Genomic DNA, 20,514 nt, shown 5'->3' on the forward strand with positions numbered 1-20,514 from the left:
GGCCGTTTGTACGATGGCCCACCGGCCGACCGTCCGGTTGCTGACCATTCTCCGGTATCGCTGTACAAGAGGGTGCCAGTATGTCTAGCGCTCCGAATCACCCTGCGTGAGCAAATGAGACGTATCTGATCTTGGGCTGGAACGGTCGTTCACCTATAGTCGCGGCGTGACCGAACCACCGCGCGGTGTGCGCCCCGACACCGCAGACCTGCAGAAAATGGGGGAGAGTTCCACCCCGTACGATCCGGGCGACGGCACTGCGTGGCAGTCGGCGAACGACAAGCAGGACTACGCGGAGTACGGGCCGGAACAGCTTCCCGCCCGTCGCCCCGGCGAGACCCTGCAGCGGATCGGCCCGGACCTGATGGACCGCCGGTACGACGCGCTCGCCGCCTGGAACGAGTCCGCGCAGACCATGACGATGGCCGCGATCGGCGACGAGCCTCGTCCGGCGTACCCGCAATCGTTTGATCCTGATTCCTTCCGGGACGCCGTGCCCCAGCACTCCGTGCCGCCCGCGCGAACCGTGCGCCGTGCTCTCCGGGCCCGTCGTGAGCGGATCGCCGCAGGTGTCGTGGGTGTCGCCCTGCTCGGCGCCGGAACGGCCGTCGCCTGGGGCAGCGCCGGTGAGCCGGGCACCCCGGTCGCCACCGGAACCGCCGTGGCCGTCCGGACCACCGAGGCGGACCCCGGTGACGGCGTGGAACCGGTGGCCACCGGCGACACCGAACCGTCGTCCACCCCGTCGGCCGGCGCCGCCACCTCCGCGTCGCCGGTGCCGTCCCCGTCGGTGAGCAGCCGGCCCCGCCGGATCGTCACCCTGCCCGCCGTCCGGAACTCCCGCGGCCCGTCCCGGACCTCCGTCGGTCCCACCGCCGGAAGCCCCGCGCTCAGCGCCTCCTACGAGTACGACAGCGGCGCCGGTTCCGTCCGGGTCGCCAACACCGGGGACGCCGACGCCACCGACTGGACCGTCGGCCTCACCGTTCCCGGCGGCGAGACCGTGACCGTGACCAGCGGCGACGTGGTCGTCGTGCAGTCCGGGAGCAGTGTGACCTTCCGGCCGTCCGGAGCCCGGGTGCCGCCGGCTGGTCTCGTCGCCTTCTCGTTCGCCGTCGACCCGGTCCCGGCCGAGGAGCCCGGCGGCTGCACCATCGACGGCAGTTCCTGCGGGTAGGTACCGTTTCGTCGTTTTCCGCTGCCGCACTTTTCCCGCCCGTCACACCAGCGGGTGGGCGAGACTGTAATCCCCGGGTCACCCTGCGGATGCTGGAGGACGGATGACCGGAGACGGACTGAGCCGCGGCCTGAGCGACATGTGGCGGTCGGTGGTGCTGTCGTTGCCGTCGGTGGGCGCGTTCCTCGCGATCCTCGTCGCCGGTTACCTACTGGCCCGCCTGGCCCGCACCGTCACCGCCCGGACCCTGCGGCGGCTCGGTTTCGACCGGGCCGTGCAGCGCGGCCCGGCCGGGCGGCTGTTCAGGCCCGGCGTGCCCGATCCCACCGACGTGTGCGCCCGCCTCGCCTTCTTCGCGGTGCTGCTGATCAGCCTGCAACTCGCGTTCGGGGTGTGGGGTCCCAATCCGGCCAGTGACCTGCTCAACGTCCTGATCGCCTGGCTGCCGCGGCTCTTCGTGGCGATCGTGGTCGTGGTCGTCGCCGCGGCGCTCGCCGGTGCCGCCCACGACCTGATCCTGGCCGTGCTCGGGCCCCTCGAATACGCCCGGGTCCTCGCGAAAGCGGCCGCCGGGGTCATCGTCACCCTCGGGGTCATCGCCGGCCTGGACCAGATCGGCATCGCCACCTCGGTCACCCGGCCGCTCCTGATCGCGGTCCTCGCCACCGTCGCCGGGGTGATCGTCGTCGGGGTCGGCGGTGGCCTGGTCCGGCCGATGCAGCAGCGCTGGGAGGGGTGGCTCGACCGGGCCGCCGCCGAGTCGGCGGTGATTCGGGAGCAGGCCCGCGCCCACCGATCCACCCCGCCGGACCCAGTCCCAGCCCCGGCGCCGGATCCCGGCGGCCCGGATTCGCCCGAGCCTCCTGGTGGGCGGTTGACCGTGCCGATGCCGCCGGCCGCGCCGACTTCACCGCCTTCACCGGGCGCGGAGCCTTCACCGGCCGCGGCGAAGTCGGCGGGTGCGGATGACGTCACCGTGGCTCAGGACTGGGAGAAGCGATGGGCCGAGGAGGAACGCCGGACCCGGGAGCCGGACGACGAGCGGACGCAGGTGATCAGCCCACTCGGGACCGCGGTCCTCACTCCGGGGGTGCGACCGACACCGACGCCCCCGCCCCCGGACCCGGCTTCTTCCTCGGACGGCGACGGCGACGACGACCCGACGGTGCCTACCCGGTTGCCCGGTGACGCCGACGAGGAGCCGACCACGTTCCTCACCGGCCACCCGGAGAGCGACGACACCACCGTCGTCTACGAGCGCCCGAAAGAGCAATGAGCGCCCGGAACGACAATGACAGCGGGCCGGTACCGGAATGATCCGGTACCGGCCCTGAGGGTCTGATTCAGCTAGGCGGCGAAGGCAGGGTCAGCGGGTCGCCGGCAGGGTCTGGGCCAGCACGCAGACGGCGAGCAGGCGGCGCAGGACCCAGTCGTTCTCGTTCCAGTCGATGGGGCCGTCGGGGGCGGTCCACCCGTGCTGAAGGGCGGCGTCGCGCACCCCTTCGGCGTAGGCGGCCAGCAGGATCGCGCTCAGCGGCCGGGTGTCGGCGTTGAGGCTGTCCCGGACGCCGGCGGCGTGCTGGTCGATGACCGACATCAGGCCGGGGTTCTCACTGGCGGCGACGAGACCGGTGACGCCGACGGCGGCGGTCAGGTCGACCAGGGAGGCGTTGGCGGAGCGCTGGGCGGCACGGGCGGCGGCGTTGCTGAACAGACCATTCATGAGGAGAACGTTAGGTAGCGCCGGGTGACCGACGGGTCTCCTAGCGTTGCAGCCTGGTTGAACTCGAATCCCCGCCGGACACACGGACGGCCGGGCCATGAGGCCCGGCCGTCAGCCGACAGAGGAGAGTCACTCCGAGTATTCGACCGGCTCGGGTCTGCGCCGGTGGGCGTCGTCGGCGATGATCACCGTCGCGACCAGCATCGCTACCACGACCGCGAAGAACCAGGACGCGTCTTCGACCAGTTTTGCCGCCAGTGGTGCCTGGAACGCGGCGAGCAGAAAGCCCACCCAGGCGAGTTGGCGCTGACGCTCAGAGAGGAAACCGACAGATCGCACCCGGCCATTCTGGCGCGATATGGCCGGTTCGCCGTCACCCGTTCGGCCGATTCTCAGTTGTCCGATGGTGCCCACCGACTTGAGTCTCAGTCGTTCCATCCTCGCGGTCGCCGGTCTCACGGTACTGGCAGCCGGGGGGTTGGCGGTGCTCGTGACGAGGTCCGAGCCGGATGTACGAGCACGATTCGTGATGCCGGAGACGCCCGTCGTGTCGACTCCGGTGGAGCGGGTCGCTGCGGGGCCGTTGCTGGATCGTACCGGCGCATGGATCACTCTGGGTGACGCCGCGAGTCGGGTGCGTGTCCGGTTCGCGGCGCTGCCGGGTCTGCTCTACCGGATCAGCACCGCGCCGGACGCGGGCGTCGCGCCGGTGGTGTCGCGCCGGGGCGGGCGGGTGGCGGTGCGGTTGAAGGAGACCGGCGGCGACGGGCTGAACGAGGTGCGGATCGAGTTGAACCGGGCGGTCCGCTGGGACATCCGGTTACCCGCCGGTGCGGGGGAGCAGCAGATCAACCTCGAGGACGGGCGGGTACGCCGGATCAGCCTCGGCTCGGCGGGCCTCTCCCGGGTGTGGTTGCCGGAACCGGACGGCACCGTCCCAGTGGTGTTCACCGGCGGGGTGGGCACGGCGGTGATCACGGTCCGTAGTGGAGCCCCGTTCCGGGTCAGGTTCGACGCGGGGGCCGGGTCGGTGGATACCCCGTGGACGGCCAACAACGGCACGGCCGCCGGTACGGTCCTGCGTGAGCCCGACTTCCCGTGGTCGCACGACCGCTACCGGGTCCGGGCCGAGGGCGGCGTCGGCGTCCTGATCATCCAGAGGCGGGCCGGGGCCGGGGACTCCTAGCCGGTGCGGGCAGCAGAACGGCCGCCCGGAGGCGGCCGTCGCACTGTTCAGAACCGGTCAGATGCCGGGCCGGTCTACCTGGCCGCGCCAGGAGCCGGTCTCGATGCCACCGCGGCTCTCGATGTATTCCTTGAACCGGTGCAGGTCGCCCTTGACCCGGCGGTCGAGGACGCCGAGCTTGTCACCGGCGGTCTCGACGAAACCCTGCGGGTCGAAGTCCATCTGCACGGTGACCCGGGTGTGGTCGTCGTCGAGTCGATGGAAGGTCACCACGCCGGCCTGCTTCTCGCCACCGGTCGCGTGCCACGCCACCCGCTCGTCGGGCAGTTGCTCGGTGATCTCGGCGTCGAACTCGCGTTTCACGCCGGCGATCTCGGTCTTCCAGTGCGTGCGGGTGTCGTCGATCTGGCGGATCTCGCTGACGCCCTCCATGAACTGGGGGAACTCCTCGAACTGCGTCCACTGGTTGTACGCGGTGCGAACCGGGACGTTGACGTCGACGAATTCGGTAACCGTGCTCACGAGTATCTCCCCTCGATTCCCTTTCCCTGCCAAGCTTGCTGACCATCAGGTGCCCGTCGGCGGATCGGCTAAACGCCGGGTAGCTTGCGGATGTGGAGACTGTCGACGCGATCGTGATCGGAGCCGGGCACAACGGCCTGGTCGCGGCTAACCTGCTGGCCGATGCCGGGTGGACCGTCCGGGTGATCGAGGCGACCGGGGAACCGGGCGGCGCGGTCCGATCCGGGGAGATCACCGCGCCCGGCTACCTGTCCGATCTGTTCAGCGCCTTCCATCCCCTGGGGTACGCCTCCCCGGTGCTGCGTTCCCTGGACCTGGACGTGCGCTGGACACATGCCCCGGACGTCTTCAGTCATCTGCTCCCGGACGGCCGGGCCGCCACGGTGAGCCGTGACCTGGACCGGACCGCCGCGTCGATGGAGCGGTTTGCGCCCGGCGACGGGCAGCGATGGAAGGACGCCTACGCCCAGTGGAGCGCGGTCTCGGACCGGCTGCTGGACGCGCTGTTCACCCCGTTCCCGCCGATCCGTTCCGGGCTCGGTCTGCTCCACAGTCTGGGTACGGCGGAGGCGCTGCGGCTGGCCCGGCGCGCGCTGCTGCCGGTGTCCCAGTTCGGCCGGGAGCTGTTCGACGGGGAGGGGGCACGGCTGGCGCTGGCCGGTTGCGCCCTGCACACCGACCTGACTCCACAGGAGGCCGGCGGTGGCATCTTCGGCTGGTTGCTGACGATGCTCGGGCAGCAGGTCGGCTGGCCGGTGCCGGCGGGCGGGGCGGGTGAGTTGACGTCGGCGCTGGTGCGGCGGTTCACCGGCGAGATCGTCTACGGCGCCCCGGTGTCCCGGGTGCTGGTGGCGCGGGGCCGGGCGGTCGGGGTGCGCACCGCGGACGGCCGGAACTGGCGGGCCCGCCGAGCGGTGATCGCCGACGTCCCGGCGCCGGTGCTCTTCCTCGACCTGGTGGGGGAGCGCTGGCTGCCGCCGCGGATGGTCGACGATCTCACCCACTTCCGCTGGGACGGGGCGACGGTCAAGGTGGACTGGGCGGTGCGCGGCCCGGTGCCGTGGGCGAACCCGGACGTGGCCGGCTCGGGAACAGTGCATCTGGGTGCCGACTTGAACGGCCTGACCCGGTACGCCGGCGCGCTGGCTTCCGACCAACTGCCCGAGCATCCGTTCCTGCTGCTCGGGCAGATGACCACGGCCGATCCGTCGCGGTCACCGGCCGGCACCGAGTCGATGTGGGCGTACACCCATCTGCCGCACCGTCCGTCGTGGGCCGCCGACGAGATCGCCGCTCACGTGGAGCGGATGGAATCGGTGGTGGAGGAGAACGCGCCCGGGTTCCGGTCACTGGTCGAGGCCCGGCACGTGTACTCCCCGGCCGACCTGGAGCGGGAGAACCCGTCACTGGTCGGCGGGGCGCTGGGTGCGGGCACGTCGGCTGTGTTCCAGCAGCTGTTCCTGCGGCCGATCCCGGGCCTGGGCCGGGCGGACACCCCGGTGGACCGTCTCTACCAGGGCGGCGCGTCGTCCCATCCCGGGCCGGGCGTGCACGGCGTCCCGGGTGCGAACGCCGCTCGCGCCGCCCTGGCCCGGGACCGCGGCCTCACCGGCGGCCTGTACCGGGCCGTTGTGGACGGCGCGCACCGGGCGATCTACCGCTGAGACCGGTCGCGTTCGGCGACGTCGGCCAGGCGGCGCAGGCTCTCCACGTTGCGGCGGTGCAGGACCAGGTCGTTGAGCTTGTTGCGGGCCCACCGCAGCGGACCGTCGGTGAAGTCCTCCTCGATCACCACCCGGGTGGCGGCGCCCTCGCTCAGCGGCTGCAGGCGGATCAGCACCTCGGCCGCGCCGAGTGGCCACAGCCCGGCCTTCAGGCGTAGTTCCCGGCCGGGCTCGCAGGCGAGCACCGTCGACGAGTCGTGCAGCGACAGCGGCCACGGCCCGGCCTTGTGGTGCAGTCTCGCGCCGACGGCGGGCCATGCCTCGTCGACATCCCGGATGTGCACGGTGCCCACCACCCAGTCGCTGTACGTCCAGCCGTCGGCCAGAACTGCGAAGACTCGGTCGGGTGCTGCATGAACGGTTCTCGCCACGATAGCCACATGACAGGTTTACCCTGCTCACGCGCCCTGCAATCAGGCATCCATGTTTACGGTTCGGGCTGTCGGGCATTGGTCGGCGCGTACCCCACCCAGGCTCGCTGAAGGAGACCCCGTGCGCATTGCGATGATCTCCGAGCATGCCAGTCCGCTCGGCGGCGGTGGCCGGCACGCGCACGTCGCCGACCTGTCGGACGCGCTGGCCGCGCTCGGGAACGACGTCCACGTCTACACCCGGCGCGAGGATCCGGACGTCGCCGAGGTGGTGGTCACGGCCAGTGGTGTGCGCGTGATCCATGTGACCGCCGGTCCGGCCCGCCCGATGCCGTCCGATCTGCTGCTGCCGTACATGGGCGAGTTCGCCCGGCTGCTCGGCGAGCGCTGGCGTGACGGCTGGATGCCGGACGTCGCGCACGCCCACTACTGGACCAGCGGACTGGCCGCGGTGACCGCCGCCAAACGGGTCGGGGTGCCGGTGGTGCAGTCGTTCCACGAGCTGGGTGGCAGCGACAGCGAGTCGATCGGCCAGGGCCCGAGCCGCGCCGAGTACGAACGCGCTCTCGGCCGGGCGGTGGACCGGGTGGTGGCGCAGAACCAGGACGAGTTCCGGGACCTGGTGCGGATCGGGGTGCCGCGGGCGAACCTGACGGTGGTGCCGGCCGGTGTCGACAGCGAGTGGTTCACCCCGGACGGCCCGGCCGTGCAGCGCGACCCGGAGCGGCCACGGATCCTGTCGGTGGGCCGCCTGGTCGAGCGCAAGGGTTTCGGTGACGTCGTCCAGGCCATGCGGTACGTGCCGAACGCCGAAGTGGTGATGGTCGGCGGGCCGCCGCCGGAGGAGCTGACCGCCGACCCCGGTGCCCGGCTGCTGCGGTCGATGGCCGAGCAGTTCCACGTCGCCGACCGGTTCCGGCTGGTCGGGGCGGTGCCGTTGGGGGACCTTCCGAGCTGGTACCGGTCCGCGGACGTGCTGATCGCGTCACCGTGGGAGGAGCAGTCGGCACTGGAGGCGATGGCCTGCGGTGTGCCGATCATCGGATCGGCCGAGGGCATCCTCTCCGAGACCGTGGTCGACGGTCTGACCGGCGATCTGGTTCCGGCGCGGGACCCGCGAGCGCTCGGCGGTGCGCTGCGCCGGCTGATCAACGACCGGGTGCGGCGGTTCACGTACGCCACGGCGGCTCTGGACCGGGCCCGGCAGGCGTATTCGTGGAAGCGGGTGGCCGACCAGGTCGGCTCGATCTACGCGAGCCTGCGCCGTACTCCGGCCACGATCGCCGAAGACGCGGTGTAAGCCCCCCTCCACCGATCGGTGGAGGGACGGGGCCGCCCGCTGTTCGATTCGGGCGGGGGTGCCGCCACGGGACGCTCGACGCATGACAGTCATCGAGGTCCAGAACCTGGCCAAACGGTACGGCGAGACCGTCGCCGTACGGGATGTCTCCTTCAGTGTCGAACCGGGGGAGATCTTCGGGATCCTCGGCCCGAACGGTGCCGGCAAGACCACCACCGTCGAATGTGTCGCCGGTCTGCGCACCCCCGACGCGGGCCGGATCACGGTCCTCGGGCGGACCGCCGGCGACCCGGAGCTGCGTACCCGGATCGGCGTGCAGCTTCAGGAGAGCGAACTCCAGGACAAGATCACCGTCCGGGAGGCGCTGGAGCTCTACAGCACCTTCTACCCGGACCCGGCCGACTGGCGTGTGCTCGCCGGTGACCTGGGCCTGAACGCGAAGCTGAAGACCCGCTTCGGCAATCTCTCCGGCGGCCAGAAGCAGCGCCTGTCGATCGCTCTCGCCCTGATCGGCAACCCGGAGATCGCCATCCTGGACGAGCTGACCACCGGCCTGGACCCGCAGGCCCGCCGGGACACCTGGGACCTGATCTCCGGCATCCGCGACCGTGGCGTCACCCTGCTGCTGGTCACCCATTTCATGGAGGAGGCCGAGCGCCTCTGTGACCGGATCGTGGTCATCGACAAGGGCGCGGTCGCCGCCCTGGACACCCCGGCCGGGCTGATCCGGCGGGCCGGCGACGAGCAGCGGATCCGTTTCCGCCCGTCGGCCCCGATCACCGACGAGCTGCTCACTGTCCTGCCCGAGGTGCGCGAACTGCACCGGGAGGGCTCGCGGATCGCGATCACCGGCACCGGGAACCTGTTGCACGCGGTCGTCTCGGTCCTCGCGAGCAACGGCATCGTGGCCGCCGAACTCACCCTGGAACGGTCTACTCTCGACGACGCCTTCGTCCACCTGACGGGCAAGGAGTGACCGGCATGTCGATCTTCGTCAAGCTGACCCTGACCGAGTTCCGGCTCACCCTGCGCGACCCGCTCTACGCCTTCTTCACCCTGCTCTTCCCGGTGCTGCTGGTGGTGATCCTCGGCAACGTGCCGAGCATGGCGGAGGCCCCGCCGGAACTCGGTGGCCTCCGGGTGATCGACCTCTACGCCGGACTCGCTCTCGGCCTGGCGACCGGCATCATCGGGCTGCAGGGCCTGCCGTCGGTGTTGGCCACCTACCGCGAGCGGGGGATCCTGCGGCGCCTCGCCACCACCCCGGCGTCGCCGGCCGCCCTGCTCTCCGCGCAGTTGGTGATGAACCTGGTCACCGTGCTCCTCTCGATGGTGCTGGTCTACACGGTGGCGATCCTCGCGTTCGACGTGCCGTTCCCCCGGAACCCGGCCCTGTTCCTGCTCGCGGTCGTACTGAACTGCGCTGGAGCGTTCGCCGTCGGCCTGCTGCTGTCCGCGCTGGCCCCGTCCGGCAAGACCGCCAACACGATCGGTACGTTCCTGTTCTTCCCGCTGATGTTCTTCGCCGGCCTGTGGGTGCCCCGCGATCTGATGCCGGAGATCCTGCACCGGATCGGTGACTTCACCCCGTTCGCGGCCGGTCAGGATCTGATGACCGACGCCCTCATGGGACAGTCGCCCGAGCTGCTCTCGATTACCGTGCTGGTGGGCTATCTGGTCATCTGCGGGGCCGCCGCGGTGAAGCTCTTCCGCTGGGAGTGACGATGCCGATCGACGTCGACGATCGGGAGATCTGGCGCGCCTGGCTCTCCTACGGGACCCTGGCGAGCGCGCTGCTGGCGGTCCTGGTGGCGTGGCAGGTCGACGACCTGTACCACGCCGGCCTCCCGGTCGTCCTGGGCCTGGTGACGCTGGCGGCGGCCTGGATGTGGTTCTGGATCGACATGCACCCGGCCTGGCAGCATCGCCGGTGGCTGATGGTGGTGTTCCTGCTCGGCCTGCTCGTCATCAACCTGCTGCTGGTGCTGGCCAGTCCGTTGTTCGGCATCTTCACCTGGACCGGTTACATCTTCGTCGGTTACGCGATGCCCGGGACGTGGCAGCTGGCCGGGGTGGTGCCGGTCGCCGCGGTCAACGCCCTCTCACAGGTCGGCGGCTGGCGAACGTTGGCCCAGGACGACGACGGGCCGGTCATCTACTCGGCCGTCCTGCTCTGCAACCTGCTGATCGCCGGGATCATGACGTTCGTGGCGATCCGCACCGACCAGGAGTCCGACACCCGCATCCGCCGCATCGACCAGCTCGGCGAGGCCAACGCGAGACTCGCCACCGCCCTGCGGGAGAACGCCGGACTGCACGCCCAGCTCCTGGTCCAGGCACACGAAGCGGGTGTCCTCAACGAACGGCAGCGGATGGCCGGCGAGATCCACGACGTCCTGGCCCAGGGCCTGACCGGCATCGTCACCCAACTGGAGGCGGCCGAGTCGGTCCCGGCCGACCGGGACCGGCACCTGGCCACCGCGAAACGACTCGCCCGGGAGAGCCTCACCGAGGCCCGCCGGTCGGTGCAGGCACTGCGCCCGGAGGCGCTCGACGCGGCCCGGCTGCCCGACGTGCTGGACGAGGTGATCCGTTCCTGGGCCGGCATGCACGAGATCCGGGCCGACCTGACCGTCACCGGCGTGGCCCGGCCGATGCTCCCGGAGATCGAGACGACCCTGCTGCGCACCGCCCAGGAGGCCCTGGCCAACGTGGCGAAACACGCGGCGGCGGCCCGGGTCGGACTGACCCTGTCGTACATGGAGGATGTGGTGACGCTCGACGTCCGCGACGACGGTGCCGGGTTCGATCCGGCCGCGCCCCGGGAGGTCACCGACGAGGGCGGCTTCGGCCTGCGGGCGATGCGCGAACGCCTCACCCGCATCGCCGGAACCCTGGAGGTGGAGTCGGAACCGGGCACCGGCACCGCGCTGTCCGCGTGCGTACCGGCCATCGTGATCGGGGGAGCAGCATGATCAGAATCGTCATCGTGGACGATCATCCGGTGGTCCGGGACGGGTTGCGTGGCATGTTCACCGGCGACGACCGGTTCACCGTGCTCGGCGAGGCCGCCGACGGGCGGGAGGCCCTGGCCGTCACCGAGGCGGTCGGCCCCGACGTGGTCCTGATGGACCTGCGGATGCCGGTGATGGACGGCGTGACGACCATCCGCGAACTCAAGGCCCGCGGCTCCACCGCCCGCGTCCTGGTCCTCACCACCTACGACACCGACAGCGACGTCCTGCCCGCGATCAAGGCCGGCGCCACCGGTTACCTGCTCAAGGACACCCCTCGCGAAGACCTCTTCCGGGCCGTCGTCGCCGCACACCGCGGCGAGTCGGTGCTCTCCCCGGCTGTCGCCGGCCGTCTGATGGGCCAGTTGCGCTCACCCGCCAAGGAACCCCTCAGCCAGCGCGAGATCGAAGTGCTGACCCTGATCGCCCGCGGCGGCACCAACCGCGAGGCCGCCACCCGGCTCTTCATCAGCGAGGCCACCGTCAAGACGCACCTGCTGCACGCCTACGCCAAACTCGGCGTCCGGGACCGCGCCGCGGCCGTCGCCACCGCCATCGAGCAGGGCCTGATCCGCCGGGATTGAAAACCCAGGTCAAGATCGCTTTCCGGTACGTTCCACGACAGTCCCGCCCGGTCCCCGCGAGACGTGCGCCGGGTCACCGCCGACACGCGACCGCCGGGTGATGAGCGGTGGTGCGGGCCCGCGGTCCGGCCCGCCGAGGTGCAGACTCGACACCATGGACGAGTACGCGCAGGCCCGCCCCGGTCCCGCACTGCGCCCGTACGTCGCCTTCTACTCCGGCTACCGCCAGCGTGACCTCGCCCCGGCCGTACACCGCGGTCTGCCGTCGCCCTTTCTGACGTTGATCTTCACCCTGGACGAACCACTGGTGATCACCGCCCACCCCGACCCGCGGCAGGCGCCGGGCCGGTTCACCGCGCTGGCCGGTGGGCTGCATCTGACACCCGCACTGATCGCCCACGACGGCAGCCAGTCCGGGGTGCAACTCGCGGTCCGCCCGCTCGGCTGCCGGGCCCTGTTCGGGCTGCCCGCCGCCGCACTCGCCCACCTGGACGTGGACGCGGCCGACGTCCTCGGCGAACGGTTCGTCGCCCGGATCCGGGAGCAGTTGGCGGCGGCACCGGACTGGCCGGCCCGGTTCGCGGTACTGGACCGGGAGTTCGGCCACCGGCTGAAGTCCGGCGCCCGGCCGGGTCCGGATGCTCCGCCGGAGCGGGTGGCCCACGCGTTCCGGCTGCTCGCTCAGGGCCGACCGGTCGGTGAGGTGGCCCACGAGGTGGGGTGGAGCGGCCGGCGGCTCACCGACCGGTTCCGGGCCGAGGTGGGCCTGCGCCCGAAACAGGCGGCCCTGGTGGCCCGCTTCGACCGGGCGCGGCGGGCGATCCGGCCCGGAGTGCCGCTCGCCGACGTGGCCGCCGTCCACGGTTACGCCGACCAGTCCCATCTGGTCCGGGACTTCCAGTCGTTCGCGGGCTGCGCGCCGTCCCGGTGGCTGGCCGACGAATTCGGGCTGATCAGTGCTCTTCCGGTGGATTGACCGGCCGATGGCCGCGGTTATCCGACATCGATATGGTGCCGGGCGCGTTCGCGGTGGCACCCTGCTGCCATGGACAACGGTGGATTCGAAACGCCCCGGGACCGTGATCGCCCCGATGCCTCCGTGCGCGGCCCCTGGCATTCGGTCGACTTCGACACCCTGCCGCCGGCCGACATCATCATCGAGGTCGACCGGGTCGTGCCGACGTTGCGGGAACTCCGCCCGCCGGTGGCGGACCCCGATTTCGCCGCCGGCGTCGTCGAGAACCTCGACTGGGCCGCCCTGACCCATCCGGACATGTCGCCGTGGGAGTACCAGCCGGACCTGGAACGGATCGGCCGGCAGTTGTCCCGGATCGACACCCTGCTGGCCCGGGTGACCCGGCTGCCGGTGCCCGCGGACCGTCTCGCCACCAACCTCGCCGACGTCGGCGCCTGCCTGACCGAACTCACCCGAACCTGCCGCGACCTGGGAGCCACCGACTTGCGCCCGCAGCCGGCAGACGACGAGGTGCGCGGGCAAGAGGCAGACGACGAGTCACGCCGGCCACCGGACGCCGACGAGTGGATCGCGGAACTGGACCGGGCGATCACCGGCCTGGAACGCGGCGACGGCCCACGCCGCCCGGCCGCGAACCTGACCGTGCGCGACGGCCACGCGGTGATGTACGTCCTCGGCGACACCGTGCACGTCGTCCACCACTGTGCCGTCGACCGGCCGGTGATCGAGGTCGCCACCCTGGTCGACTACGACGAGGCCGGTGACACCGAGGTCTGGTTCCACGGCATCGAACCGCCCCGGCGCCCCGGCGGGCGGATCCTGCGTTCGCACGGCGTCTCGATCAGCACCGGCAACCAGCGGCGGGACGTCTTCGAACACCGGATCGGCCCCTGCCCGCTGGCCCTCGGCGCCCTGGTCGCCCTACCCGGCGTGCGCCCGGCGATCCACGCCTGCCGGACCGGGGCCGACGGCACCCGCCCCGCCCTGCACGCCGCGGTCCGCCAGGCGGTCGCCGCCGTCGACATCAGCGCGCTGATCACTAACACCGCCCGGCCACCCGGCACCGGCGTACGCCTGACCGTCCGCCACGGCGCCGGGTCGAGATCCGACCGCACCGGGTGACGGAAAGTTCGCTTTCGTCCAAGCCGAGCCGCCCGCCGGTCGCCAGGATGAGGGCATGACCGACATTCAGGCACCAGCGCCGCAGGTGTGGCCGTCGCTGTGGGCGAACGACGCCCGCGCGCTCATCCGGTTCCTCGTCGAGGCCTTCGGTTTCGAGGAGACCGTGGTCTACTCCGACGGCGACGTGATCCAGCACTGCCAGCTCGACTGGCCGCCGGGCGGTGGCGTGATGCTCGGCTCGGCCCGCGACGATCCCGGCAGCCCGTGGCAGTTGACCCCCGGCACGTTCGGCGCCTACGTGGTCACCGACGACGTGGACGCGCTGCACACCCGCGCGGTCGCGGCCGGTGCTGAGATCCTCCGGCCGCCGTTCGACACCGACTACGGTTCCCGCGATTTCATGGCCCGCGACCCGGAGGGGAACCTGTGGTCGTTCGGCACCTACCGCGGTGAGCCCCGCAAGAGGAACTGAACCGGCCCGGCCGTATCCCGTGGGCGACACGGGATACGGCCGGGCCGGTGGCTCAGTGCTTCAGTGACCCAGCGCCTTCGCCAGGTCGTCACGGAAGGCCCGCTCGGCGTCGGTGACGGTCTCGCCGCCGATGCCGAGAAGACCACCGGTGGAGGCCGCGCCCACCACCTCGTCGGCGATCTCCACGAGCCAGTGCTTGTAGGTCTCCGCGTCGGACGGGCTGGCCTTGGCGGCGAGTAGCGCGGAGACTTCAGCGGCCCGGCCCACGACGTCAGCCGCGTACCCTACCGGGTCACCCGGCTGGATCACCGGCGGCTCCTCACCGATCTCCGGGTCCCCGGCCTCGGCGACCGCGGCTTTGGCGACCGCGGCGACCAGGACACTGGCCGACGCGCGCGCGTCGGAGATCCGGTCCAGCCCGGCGGCGCTCTCGGCCCGGGTCTTGCGGCTACTGTCCGGGCTGGCAGCACTGGCCGCGGTGAGCACCGACTGGGGCAGGCCGGTCAGCAGCCCCCACTCGGCGTCGGTGTACCCGAGTTCAGCGTAGAGCGGTTGATCCGTCACAGGGTCGTCCCTTCCCTTTCGGCGGCCGGTTCGATGGCCGACAGCATTGTTGCTTACCCTTTCCGGTCGCTGTCGCACCCTGTGATGATCGAGTTCCCGTTTCACCGGCTGATCCTTACCGGACTCCCCGGTCGAAAATCACCACACGAACCGGCCAGATCAGGGTTTGGCCTGGTAGACGATGTTGAACGGGGTTTCGGCGACGCGGCGGAAGCTGGTGAAACCGGCGTCGTGGACGAGGCGGCTGATCGGTTCCTCGCCGGCCTGGGCGCCCAGCGAGTAACCGCCGTCCTGGGACAGCGCGCTCGGCACGCACAGGAACGCGGAGAACGAGTAGTAGACGCGGCCGACCGGGTTCAGGTTGTCGGTGACCGACGCGCCGGCCGCCGGTTCCACGATCATCCAGGTGCCGTCCGGGGTGAGCTGGGACAGCACGTGCCGGGCGGCACCCAGCGGATCGCCCATGTCGTGCAAGGCGTCGAACGTGGTGACCAGGTCGTAGGGGCCGCCGCCGAACGACTGGGCACCGGCCGCCTCGAAACCGACCCGGCCGTCGAGCCCGGCGTCGGCGGCCCGTTCGCGAGCCTGGTCGACAGACCCGTGGTGGTGGTCGGATCCGGTGAACACCGACTTCGGGTAGGCCTGCGCCATCAGCACCGTCGACGCCCCGTGTCCACAGCCGACGTCCGCCACCCGTACCCCGCTGCGCAGTCGCTCCTCAGCCCCGTCGAGAGCCGGAAGCCATTCGCTGACCAGATGGGCGCTGTATCCGGGCCGGAAGAACCGCTCGCATCCGGCGAACACGTCCTCGTCGTGCCGGCCCCAGCCCAGCCCGCCGCCGGTCCGGAACGCCTCGGTGATCCGCGGTTCCGCCTTGAGCGCGCCGAGCGCCAGCTGGAACGCGCCGGGCGCGAAGATCGGCCCGTCCGGGTCGGTGAGCGCGAACGCCTGCTCGGGGGTGAGCGAGTACCGCCCGTCCGCCGGGTCGTACTCGACGTAGCCGCCGGCGGCCTGACCCCGTAGCCACTCCTCGACGTACCGGGCCGATGTCCGGGTCCGGGTGGCCAGCTCCGACGGCAGGGCTGGTGCTTCGGCGAGCGCCTTGTACAGGCCGAGCCGGTCACCGATCACGATCCCGCCGGCGGCCATGGTGGCGCCCAGGTCGCCGACGAACCGGTGCACGAATTCCATCAGTTTCGCTTCGTTGACTGTCATGCCGTCAGTTCTATGCGTGACCCGGGGGAGGGTAATCGGTGTCGGCTACCTACCTCGGCGAGCCGGAACACCTAGACCGGTACCTAAAATCCGCAGCATGAGCCGGATCCTGCTGGAGCGGGAGCACGAGCTGAGCGAGCTGGGCGCGGTCGCCCGGCGGGCCCTCGACGGCCACGGTTCGGTCGTCCTGGTCACCGGCGAGGCGGGCATCGGCAAGTCCAGTCTGGTCGACGCGATCCGTTCGGTGTTGCCGGCCGAGGGCCGCCTGCTGGTCGGGTACTGCGACGACCTGGCCACCCCGCGAGTGCTGGGCCCACTGCGGGACCTGGTCGGCAAGGTCGGCGCGGGGCTGACCGAGGCGCTCGCCTCCTCGGACCGGGGCCGGGTGTTCGAGGCGTTCCGCACCGAACTGGACTGGCCGGGCCATCCGACGGTGCTGGTGGTGGAGGACCTGCACTGGGCCGACGAGGCCACCCTGGACGTGCTGCGGTTCCTGGTCCGGCGGATCGCCGCGCTGCCGGTGGTGATGGTCGGCACCTACCGCGACGACGAGATCGGCGCCGACCATCCACTGCGTGGCCTGCTGGGGCTGGCGGCGAGCACGCCGATGCGCAGGCTGCCGCTGGCCCGGCTCTCCGAACAGGCGGTGCGGAGCCTGGTCGCCGGCCGGGGCCTGGACTCCGGCCAGGTGTTCGCGGTGACCTCCGGTAATCCGTTCTTCGTCACCGAGGTCCTCGGCACCGGCGATACCGACGGTGTCCCGGCGACGGTCACCGAGGCGGTGTACGCCCGGCTGCAGTCCCTGGACCAGCGCTGCCGCGACGCGCTCGGCCAGTTGGCGGTGGTTCCGTCGGCGGTGGAGTCGTGGCTGGTCGACGCGGTGCTGCCGGGTGGTCTCGCGGCGATCGCGGCGGCTGAGGAACGGGGCATGCTGACCGTCACCCCGGCCCGGGTGTCGTTCCGGCACGAGCTGATGCGCCGGGCGGTGGCGGCCTCGATGCCCGCGTCCCGGCGCATCGCCGCGAACCGGGCGGTGCTGGCCGCGCTGCTGGACCGGGGCGGCGCCGACCTGTCCCGAATCGTGCACCACGCGGCCGAATCCGGCGACGACGCCCTGATCGTCCGCTGGGCACCGGCCGCCGCGGCCGAGGCGGTCGCCGCCGGATCGCACCGGGAGGCGGCCGCCCACTACCGCCTGGTCCTCGACCATCGGACGGCGTTCCCACCGGGGGAGCGGGCCGGACTGCTGGAGGCGTACGCCGAGGAGTGCTACACCCTCGGCCTGTCCGAACCGGCCCGGACCGCCCAGCGTGAGGCGGTGGCGCTGCGCCGGGGACTGCCCGACCGGGTCGCGCTGGGACTGGCGTTGCGCCGGTTGTCCCGGGTGCACTGGTACTGGGGTGACCGCCCGGCCGCCGAGACCAGTGCCGTCGAAGCCGTCGCGGTGCTGGAGACCGCCGGGGACGACGCGGCCCTGGCGTTCGGGCTGAGCAACCAGTCGCAACTGCACGCCCTGGGCGGGCAGATCGACGCGGCGGTCACGGCCGGGGAACGGGCGATCGCCCTGGCCCGGGTGACCGGCCCGGCCGGGGTGCTGTCGCACGCCCTGAACAACGTCGGGTACGCGCGGTGGGACCGGGACGAACCGCGCGGCCGGGAGATGCTGGCGGAGAGTCTCGCCGTCGCCGTCGCGGCGGGGGAGGCCGACCACGCCTGCCGGGCGTACACCAACATCGCCTGGCACCTGCTGGACGAACTGCGGTTCCGGGAGGCCGGTGCGCTGCTGGACGAGGCCATGGCGTACGCCGAACGTACCGAGGTCCTGGGGTTTCTGCGTTATCTGCACATCACCCGGTCGGTGGTCTGTCTGCAGCTCGGCGAGTGGGCGGAGGCGGAACGGCACGCGCGCTGGGTGGACGGCGCGCCGATGATGATGCATCCGCCGGCGCTGGTGGTGCTCGGTCTGGTGCGGGTGCGCCGTGGCCTGCCCGGTGATGATCTGCTGGAACAGGCGTGGTCGATCGCCCGGCGGATCGGCGAGGCCCAGCGGATCGGCCCGGCCGGTGCGGCACTGGCCGAGGCGGCCTGGTTGCGCGGTGACGAGTCGGCGGCCGTCCGGTTGACGCCGGTGTTCCGGGAGATGCTGGCGGCCGAGGGCGACCGGCGGCTTGGTGCGTTCGGCTACTGGCTGCACCGGCTGGGCGCGGACGTCCCGCTGTCCGGGGCGTACCCGGCCGAGCGGTGGGCGGCGGCCGGTGACCGCTACGACCAGGCGATCGCCCTGAGCCACCGGACCACCGCCGCGGATCTGATCACCGCGGTCCGGATTCTCGACTCACTGGACGCGGTGCCCGCCGCCGCCCGGGTCCGGGCCCGCCTGCGGGAGCTGGGCGTCACCCGGATCCCGCGGGGCCCGCAGCCCGCGACCCGTGGCAATCCGGCCGGGCTGACCGGCCGTCAGACGCAGGTGCTGGGTCTGCTGGCCGAGGGCCTGAGCAATCCGGAGATCGCCGCCCGGCTGGTGCTGTCGGTCCGCACGGTGGACGCGCACGTCGCCGCGATCCTGGCGAAACTGTCCGTCACGTCCCGCCGGGAGGCCGTGCTCCGGGCCCGGGAACGCGGCCTGACAGAATCATGACGTGCGCGAGGTGGTTGACGGGGTCTTCGAGCTCCGCCTGGGTTACGTCAACGTCCATGTGGTCGTCACCGACGACGGGCTGGTGCTTGTCGACACCGGTCTGCCCGGCCGGTCGCCGATCATCGAGCGAGGCCTGCGCAAGATCGGCCGGTCGCTCGGCGAGGTGACCGCGATCCTGGTCACGCACCGCCATCCGGATCACATCGGCAGCCTCGCCGACCTGCGGGAACGCACCGGTGCCCGGGTCGTCGCGCACGCCGCCGAGGCCCCGTGGATCACCGGGCACGTGCCGGCGGCCGAGCCGGTGGGCCGGCTGGCGAAACTGATGTCCCGGGCGATCGGCACCGTCACTCCGACGAAGATCGACCAGCTGATCACCTCGGACGGCGCGGAGCCGGTGCCCGGTTTCACTGCCCTGCACACCCCCGGCCACACTCGGGGCCACGTGTCGTACCTGCTGGAACGTTCCGGCGGTGTGTTGTTCGCCGGGGACGCGGCCGGCAGCCTCCGCGGGCGGGTGTCCGGCCCGCCGCATCCGGTCACGGTGGATCCGGCCCGCGCCGGGGAGAGCCTGGCCCGCCTGGCCGACCTGGAGTTCGACCACGCCGTCTTCGGTCACGGCAAGGCGATCTCCGGGCTGGCGGTGGAGGCGTTCCGTAAAGCGGTGGCGGGCTGAGGTGTCACTTCAGGTTGACGTACTCCGGGTTGTCCAGCAGGAAGGCGGCGACCCGGTCCTCGGTGACCGCCTTGAAGAAGTCGTCGACGCCGGGCTCGAAGCGTTCGCCCTGGTAATCGGGCTCGAAGATGCCGCCGCCCGGCAGTTTGACGGTGACGATGTCGTCGACGTTGAGGTCCTTCAGTTCCACCGCCCAGTCCAGGATGGTGTGGTCGCCGCCGGCGAAGGTCAGTGAGCCGCCGGCCGCGTCCATCACGGCGGCCAGTTTCTTCGGGTTGGTGACCACGTCCCGGCCCATCGCCTGCTTCGCGATGGCCTTGATGAACTGCTGCTGGTGGCGCTGCCGGTCGTAGTCGCTCATGTCGACGCCGTCGACGTTGGGGTAGCGCTGCCGGACGTAGTCCAGGGCCTCCCACGCCTTCAGCTTCACCGGTTTGTCGCTCTTCTGGTAGAACTTCGCGTCGCCGGTGTACGGGTGGTCGCACTTGGCGGTGACCGGGCAGCCCGGCTTGCGTTCCCGGATCTTGCCGTTCGGCCGGCGGTGTTCGGACCGGACGTCCATGTCGATGACCATCTCGACGCCGCCCATCGCCTCGACGATCTTCTGGAAGCCACCGAAGTTGACGATCGCGCCGGCGTCGAACTTCTTGACCCCGGTGACGCCGCCGACCGTCTTGGCCAGCAGCTGGAAGCCCTGAGCCTCGCTGTACTTGTTGTTGCCGAGTCGGCTGCCCCACGACATCGCCGAGTTGATCTTGTCCCGGCCGGCGCCGGTGCCGGACTTCTCGAACGCCGGGATGTCCACCCGCAGGTCCCGGGGGATGGAGAAGATGTAGGCGCTGTGCCGATCCCGTGGGACGTGCGCGATCAGGATCGAGTCGGAGAGCGGCGCGGTGTGGTCGTCACGCGGGTCGATGCCGACCAGCAGGATGTTCACCGGCCCGTTGATGTCGGCCTTGACCCGGGCGGCCTCGGCCGGCTTGGGCTCGATCGGGTCCAGCAGCCTGTTGTCGGTGAACTTCTCGGTGTAACTGGCGACGAGTTGCTGCCCGGCCACCAGCGAGCCGCCGGAGACGATCAGCACTCCCGCGCCCACCCCGACACAGATGCGCGCCCATAGCGGTGATCGTCGTTTATCTTTCTTGCTCATCCTGCTTCGCCTCCCCGAACCGGCAACGTGCGCATGATGGCACATACGCACAACAGCCATGGGAGCGTTCCCGCGAGCGCGGACTCGGCGGATGATCATG

21 protein-coding genes are annotated in these 20,514 nt (G+C 71.4%); 14 read left to right on the plus strand and 7 right to left on the minus strand.

From position 1 onward, the window contains the following. Positions 1-166: 166 nt before the first annotated feature. Together BLU81_RS43175 and BLU81_RS51195 are read left to right on the plus strand one after the other, a co-directional pair. The gene (locus BLU81_RS43175) at positions 167-1,177 is read left to right on the plus strand and encodes a cellulose binding domain-containing protein (protein WP_092554961.1); all 1,011 of its coding nucleotides are present in this window, start codon (positions 167-169) and stop codon (positions 1,175-1,177) included. 103 nt (positions 1,178-1,280) lie between these two features. Next, positions 1,281-2,453: a mechanosensitive ion channel family protein gene (locus BLU81_RS51195; protein WP_231953806.1), complete on the plus strand. Its 1,173-nt coding sequence runs from the start codon at positions 1,281-1,283 to the stop codon at positions 2,451-2,453. A gap of 90 nt (positions 2,454-2,543) precedes the next feature. On the opposite strand, the gene BLU81_RS43185 is transcribed toward BLU81_RS51195, so the two are convergent. After that, on the minus strand, positions 2,544-2,900 hold the full coding sequence (locus BLU81_RS43185; RefSeq protein ID WP_092554963.1) for a DUF6401 family natural product biosynthesis protein: 357 nt from the start codon (positions 2,898-2,900) through the stop codon (positions 2,544-2,546). 129 nt (positions 2,901-3,029) lie between these two features. Beyond that, positions 3,030-3,314 carry a hypothetical protein gene (locus BLU81_RS43190; protein ID WP_231953807.1) on the minus strand — a complete coding sequence of 95 codons (285 nt, stop codon included), beginning with the start codon at positions 3,312-3,314 and terminating at the stop codon, positions 3,030-3,032. 115 nt (positions 3,315-3,429) lie between these two features. On the opposite strand from BLU81_RS43190, the gene BLU81_RS43195 reads away from it, so the two are divergent. Further along, complete coding sequence (locus BLU81_RS43195; RefSeq protein ID WP_231953808.1) at positions 3,430-4,086, plus strand: hypothetical protein; 657 nt, start codon at positions 3,430-3,432, stop codon at positions 4,084-4,086. Between the two features lie 57 nt (positions 4,087-4,143). Here BLU81_RS43195 and BLU81_RS43200 read toward each other — a convergent pair whose 3' ends face one another. Then, positions 4,144-4,608: an SRPBCC family protein gene (locus BLU81_RS43200; RefSeq protein ID WP_092554969.1), complete on the minus strand. Its 465-nt coding sequence runs from the start codon at positions 4,606-4,608 to the stop codon at positions 4,144-4,146. A 92-nt stretch (positions 4,609-4,700) separates the two neighbouring features. Between BLU81_RS43200 and BLU81_RS43205 the strand changes: the two genes are divergently transcribed. Beyond that, on the plus strand, positions 4,701-6,272 hold the full coding sequence (locus BLU81_RS43205) for a phytoene desaturase family protein (protein WP_092554971.1): 1,572 nt from the start codon (positions 4,701-4,703) through the stop codon (positions 6,270-6,272). Here BLU81_RS43205 and BLU81_RS43210 read toward each other — a convergent pair. Then, positions 6,263-6,703, minus strand: a complete 441-nt coding sequence (locus tag BLU81_RS43210; protein WP_307833776.1) for an SRPBCC family protein — start codon at positions 6,701-6,703, stop codon at positions 6,263-6,265. The genes BLU81_RS43205 and BLU81_RS43210 overlap by 10 nt on opposite strands. 121 nt (positions 6,704-6,824) lie before the next feature. Here BLU81_RS43210 and BLU81_RS43215 point away from each other — a divergent pair, with 121 nt between their 5' ends. The 8 genes from BLU81_RS43215 (at position 6,825) to BLU81_RS43250 (ending at position 14,171) form a co-directional block, all read left to right on the plus strand. Then, a complete protein-coding gene (locus BLU81_RS43215) occupies positions 6,825-8,003 on the plus strand; it encodes a glycosyltransferase (RefSeq protein ID WP_092554975.1) in 1,179 nt (392 codons plus the stop codon). Positions 8,004-8,085: 82 nt separating this feature from the next. Continuing rightward, entirely contained in the window at positions 8,086-8,979 is an 894-nt protein-coding gene (locus BLU81_RS43220; RefSeq protein ID WP_092554977.1) for an ABC transporter ATP-binding protein, read from the plus strand. A 5-nt stretch (positions 8,980-8,984) separates the two neighbouring features. Beyond that, positions 8,985-9,725: an ABC transporter permease gene (locus BLU81_RS43225; protein WP_092558483.1), complete on the plus strand. Its 741-nt coding sequence runs from the start codon at positions 8,985-8,987 to the stop codon at positions 9,723-9,725. 2 nt (positions 9,726-9,727) lie between these two features. Then, a complete protein-coding gene (locus BLU81_RS43230) occupies positions 9,728-10,978 on the plus strand; it encodes a sensor histidine kinase (protein WP_092554979.1) in 1,251 nt (416 codons plus the stop codon). Beyond that, entirely contained in the window at positions 10,975-11,601 is a 627-nt protein-coding gene (locus tag BLU81_RS43235; protein ID WP_092554981.1) for a response regulator, read from the plus strand. Before BLU81_RS43230 ends, BLU81_RS43235 begins: the two co-directional genes overlap by 4 nt. Before the next feature lie 154 nt (positions 11,602-11,755). Then, positions 11,756-12,577, plus strand: a complete 822-nt coding sequence (locus tag BLU81_RS43240) for an AraC family transcriptional regulator (RefSeq protein ID WP_092554983.1) — start codon at positions 11,756-11,758, stop codon at positions 12,575-12,577. A 69-nt stretch (positions 12,578-12,646) separates the two neighbouring features. Continuing rightward, on the plus strand, positions 12,647-13,699 hold the full coding sequence (locus tag BLU81_RS43245; RefSeq protein WP_092554985.1) for a hypothetical protein: 1,053 nt from the start codon (positions 12,647-12,649) through the stop codon (positions 13,697-13,699). A gap of 55 nt (positions 13,700-13,754) precedes the next feature. After that, on the plus strand, positions 13,755-14,171 hold the full coding sequence (locus tag BLU81_RS43250) for a VOC family protein (protein ID WP_092554987.1): 417 nt from the start codon (positions 13,755-13,757) through the stop codon (positions 14,169-14,171). Between the two features lie 60 nt (positions 14,172-14,231). Here the strand turns inward: BLU81_RS43250 and BLU81_RS43255 are convergent, their stop codons facing one another. Together BLU81_RS43255 and BLU81_RS43260 are read right to left on the minus strand one after the other, a co-directional pair. Further along, positions 14,232-14,735, minus strand: coding sequence for a hypothetical protein (locus BLU81_RS43255; protein ID WP_092554989.1), 504 nt, complete (start codon positions 14,733-14,735; stop codon positions 14,232-14,234). A gap of 159 nt (positions 14,736-14,894) precedes the next feature. Further along, positions 14,895-15,950: a class I SAM-dependent methyltransferase gene (locus BLU81_RS43260; RefSeq protein ID WP_092554991.1), complete on the minus strand. Its 1,056-nt coding sequence runs from the start codon at positions 15,948-15,950 to the stop codon at positions 14,895-14,897. Positions 15,951-16,047: 97 nt separating this feature from the next. Between BLU81_RS43260 and BLU81_RS43265 the strand changes: the two genes are divergently transcribed. Further along, complete coding sequence (locus BLU81_RS43265; RefSeq protein WP_172890737.1) at positions 16,048-18,588, plus strand: ATP-binding protein; 2,541 nt, start codon at positions 16,048-16,050, stop codon at positions 18,586-18,588. A 1-nt stretch (position 18,589) separates the two neighbouring features. Continuing rightward, the gene (locus tag BLU81_RS43270; RefSeq protein WP_231953809.1) at positions 18,590-19,264 is read left to right on the plus strand and encodes an MBL fold metallo-hydrolase; all 675 of its coding nucleotides are present in this window, start codon (positions 18,590-18,592) and stop codon (positions 19,262-19,264) included. A gap of 4 nt (positions 19,265-19,268) precedes the next feature. Here the strand turns inward: BLU81_RS43270 and BLU81_RS43275 are convergent, their stop codons facing one another. After that, positions 19,269-20,414, minus strand: coding sequence for an LCP family protein (locus tag BLU81_RS43275; RefSeq protein ID WP_092554993.1), 1,146 nt, complete (start codon positions 20,412-20,414; stop codon positions 19,269-19,271). Positions 20,415-20,514: the final 100 nt, after the last annotated feature.

Origin of the sequence: Actinoplanes derwentensis (assembly GCF_900104725.1) — a bacterium.
In the GTDB taxonomy this organism is placed as follows: domain Bacteria; phylum Actinomycetota; class Actinomycetes; order Mycobacteriales; family Micromonosporaceae; genus Actinoplanes; species Actinoplanes derwentensis.

Excerpts from the sequence above, each read along its gene's own strand:
- BLU81_RS51195 (WP_231953806.1), top strand. The coding sequence starts at position 1,281 with ATGACCGGAGACGGACTGAGCCGCGGCCTGAGCGACATGTGGCGGTCG.
- BLU81_RS43185 (WP_092554963.1), bottom strand. The coding sequence starts at position 2,900 with ATGAATGGTCTGTTCAGCAACGCCGCCGCCCGTGCCGCCCAGCGCTCC.
- BLU81_RS43195 (WP_231953808.1), top strand. The coding sequence starts at position 3,430 with ATGCCGGAGACGCCCGTCGTGTCGACTCCGGTGGAGCGGGTCGCTGCG.
- BLU81_RS43220 (WP_092554977.1), top strand. The coding sequence starts at position 8,086 with ATGACAGTCATCGAGGTCCAGAACCTGGCCAAACGGTACGGCGAGACC.
- BLU81_RS43225 (WP_092558483.1), top strand. The coding sequence starts at position 8,985 with ATGTCGATCTTCGTCAAGCTGACCCTGACCGAGTTCCGGCTCACCCTG.
- BLU81_RS43230 (WP_092554979.1), top strand. The coding sequence starts at position 9,728 with ATGCCGATCGACGTCGACGATCGGGAGATCTGGCGCGCCTGGCTCTCC.
- BLU81_RS43235 (WP_092554981.1), top strand. The coding sequence starts at position 10,975 with ATGATCAGAATCGTCATCGTGGACGATCATCCGGTGGTCCGGGACGGG.
- BLU81_RS43240 (WP_092554983.1), top strand. The coding sequence starts at position 11,756 with ATGGACGAGTACGCGCAGGCCCGCCCCGGTCCCGCACTGCGCCCGTAC.
- BLU81_RS43245 (WP_092554985.1), top strand. The coding sequence starts at position 12,647 with ATGGACAACGGTGGATTCGAAACGCCCCGGGACCGTGATCGCCCCGAT.
- BLU81_RS43250 (WP_092554987.1), top strand. The coding sequence starts at position 13,755 with ATGACCGACATTCAGGCACCAGCGCCGCAGGTGTGGCCGTCGCTGTGG.
- BLU81_RS43260 (WP_092554991.1), bottom strand. The coding sequence starts at position 15,950 with ATGACAGTCAACGAAGCGAAACTGATGGAATTCGTGCACCGGTTCGTC.
- BLU81_RS43265 (WP_172890737.1), top strand. The coding sequence starts at position 16,048 with ATGAGCCGGATCCTGCTGGAGCGGGAGCACGAGCTGAGCGAGCTGGGC.
- BLU81_RS43275 (WP_092554993.1), bottom strand. The coding sequence starts at position 20,414 with ATGAGCAAGAAAGATAAACGACGATCACCGCTATGGGCGCGCATCTGT.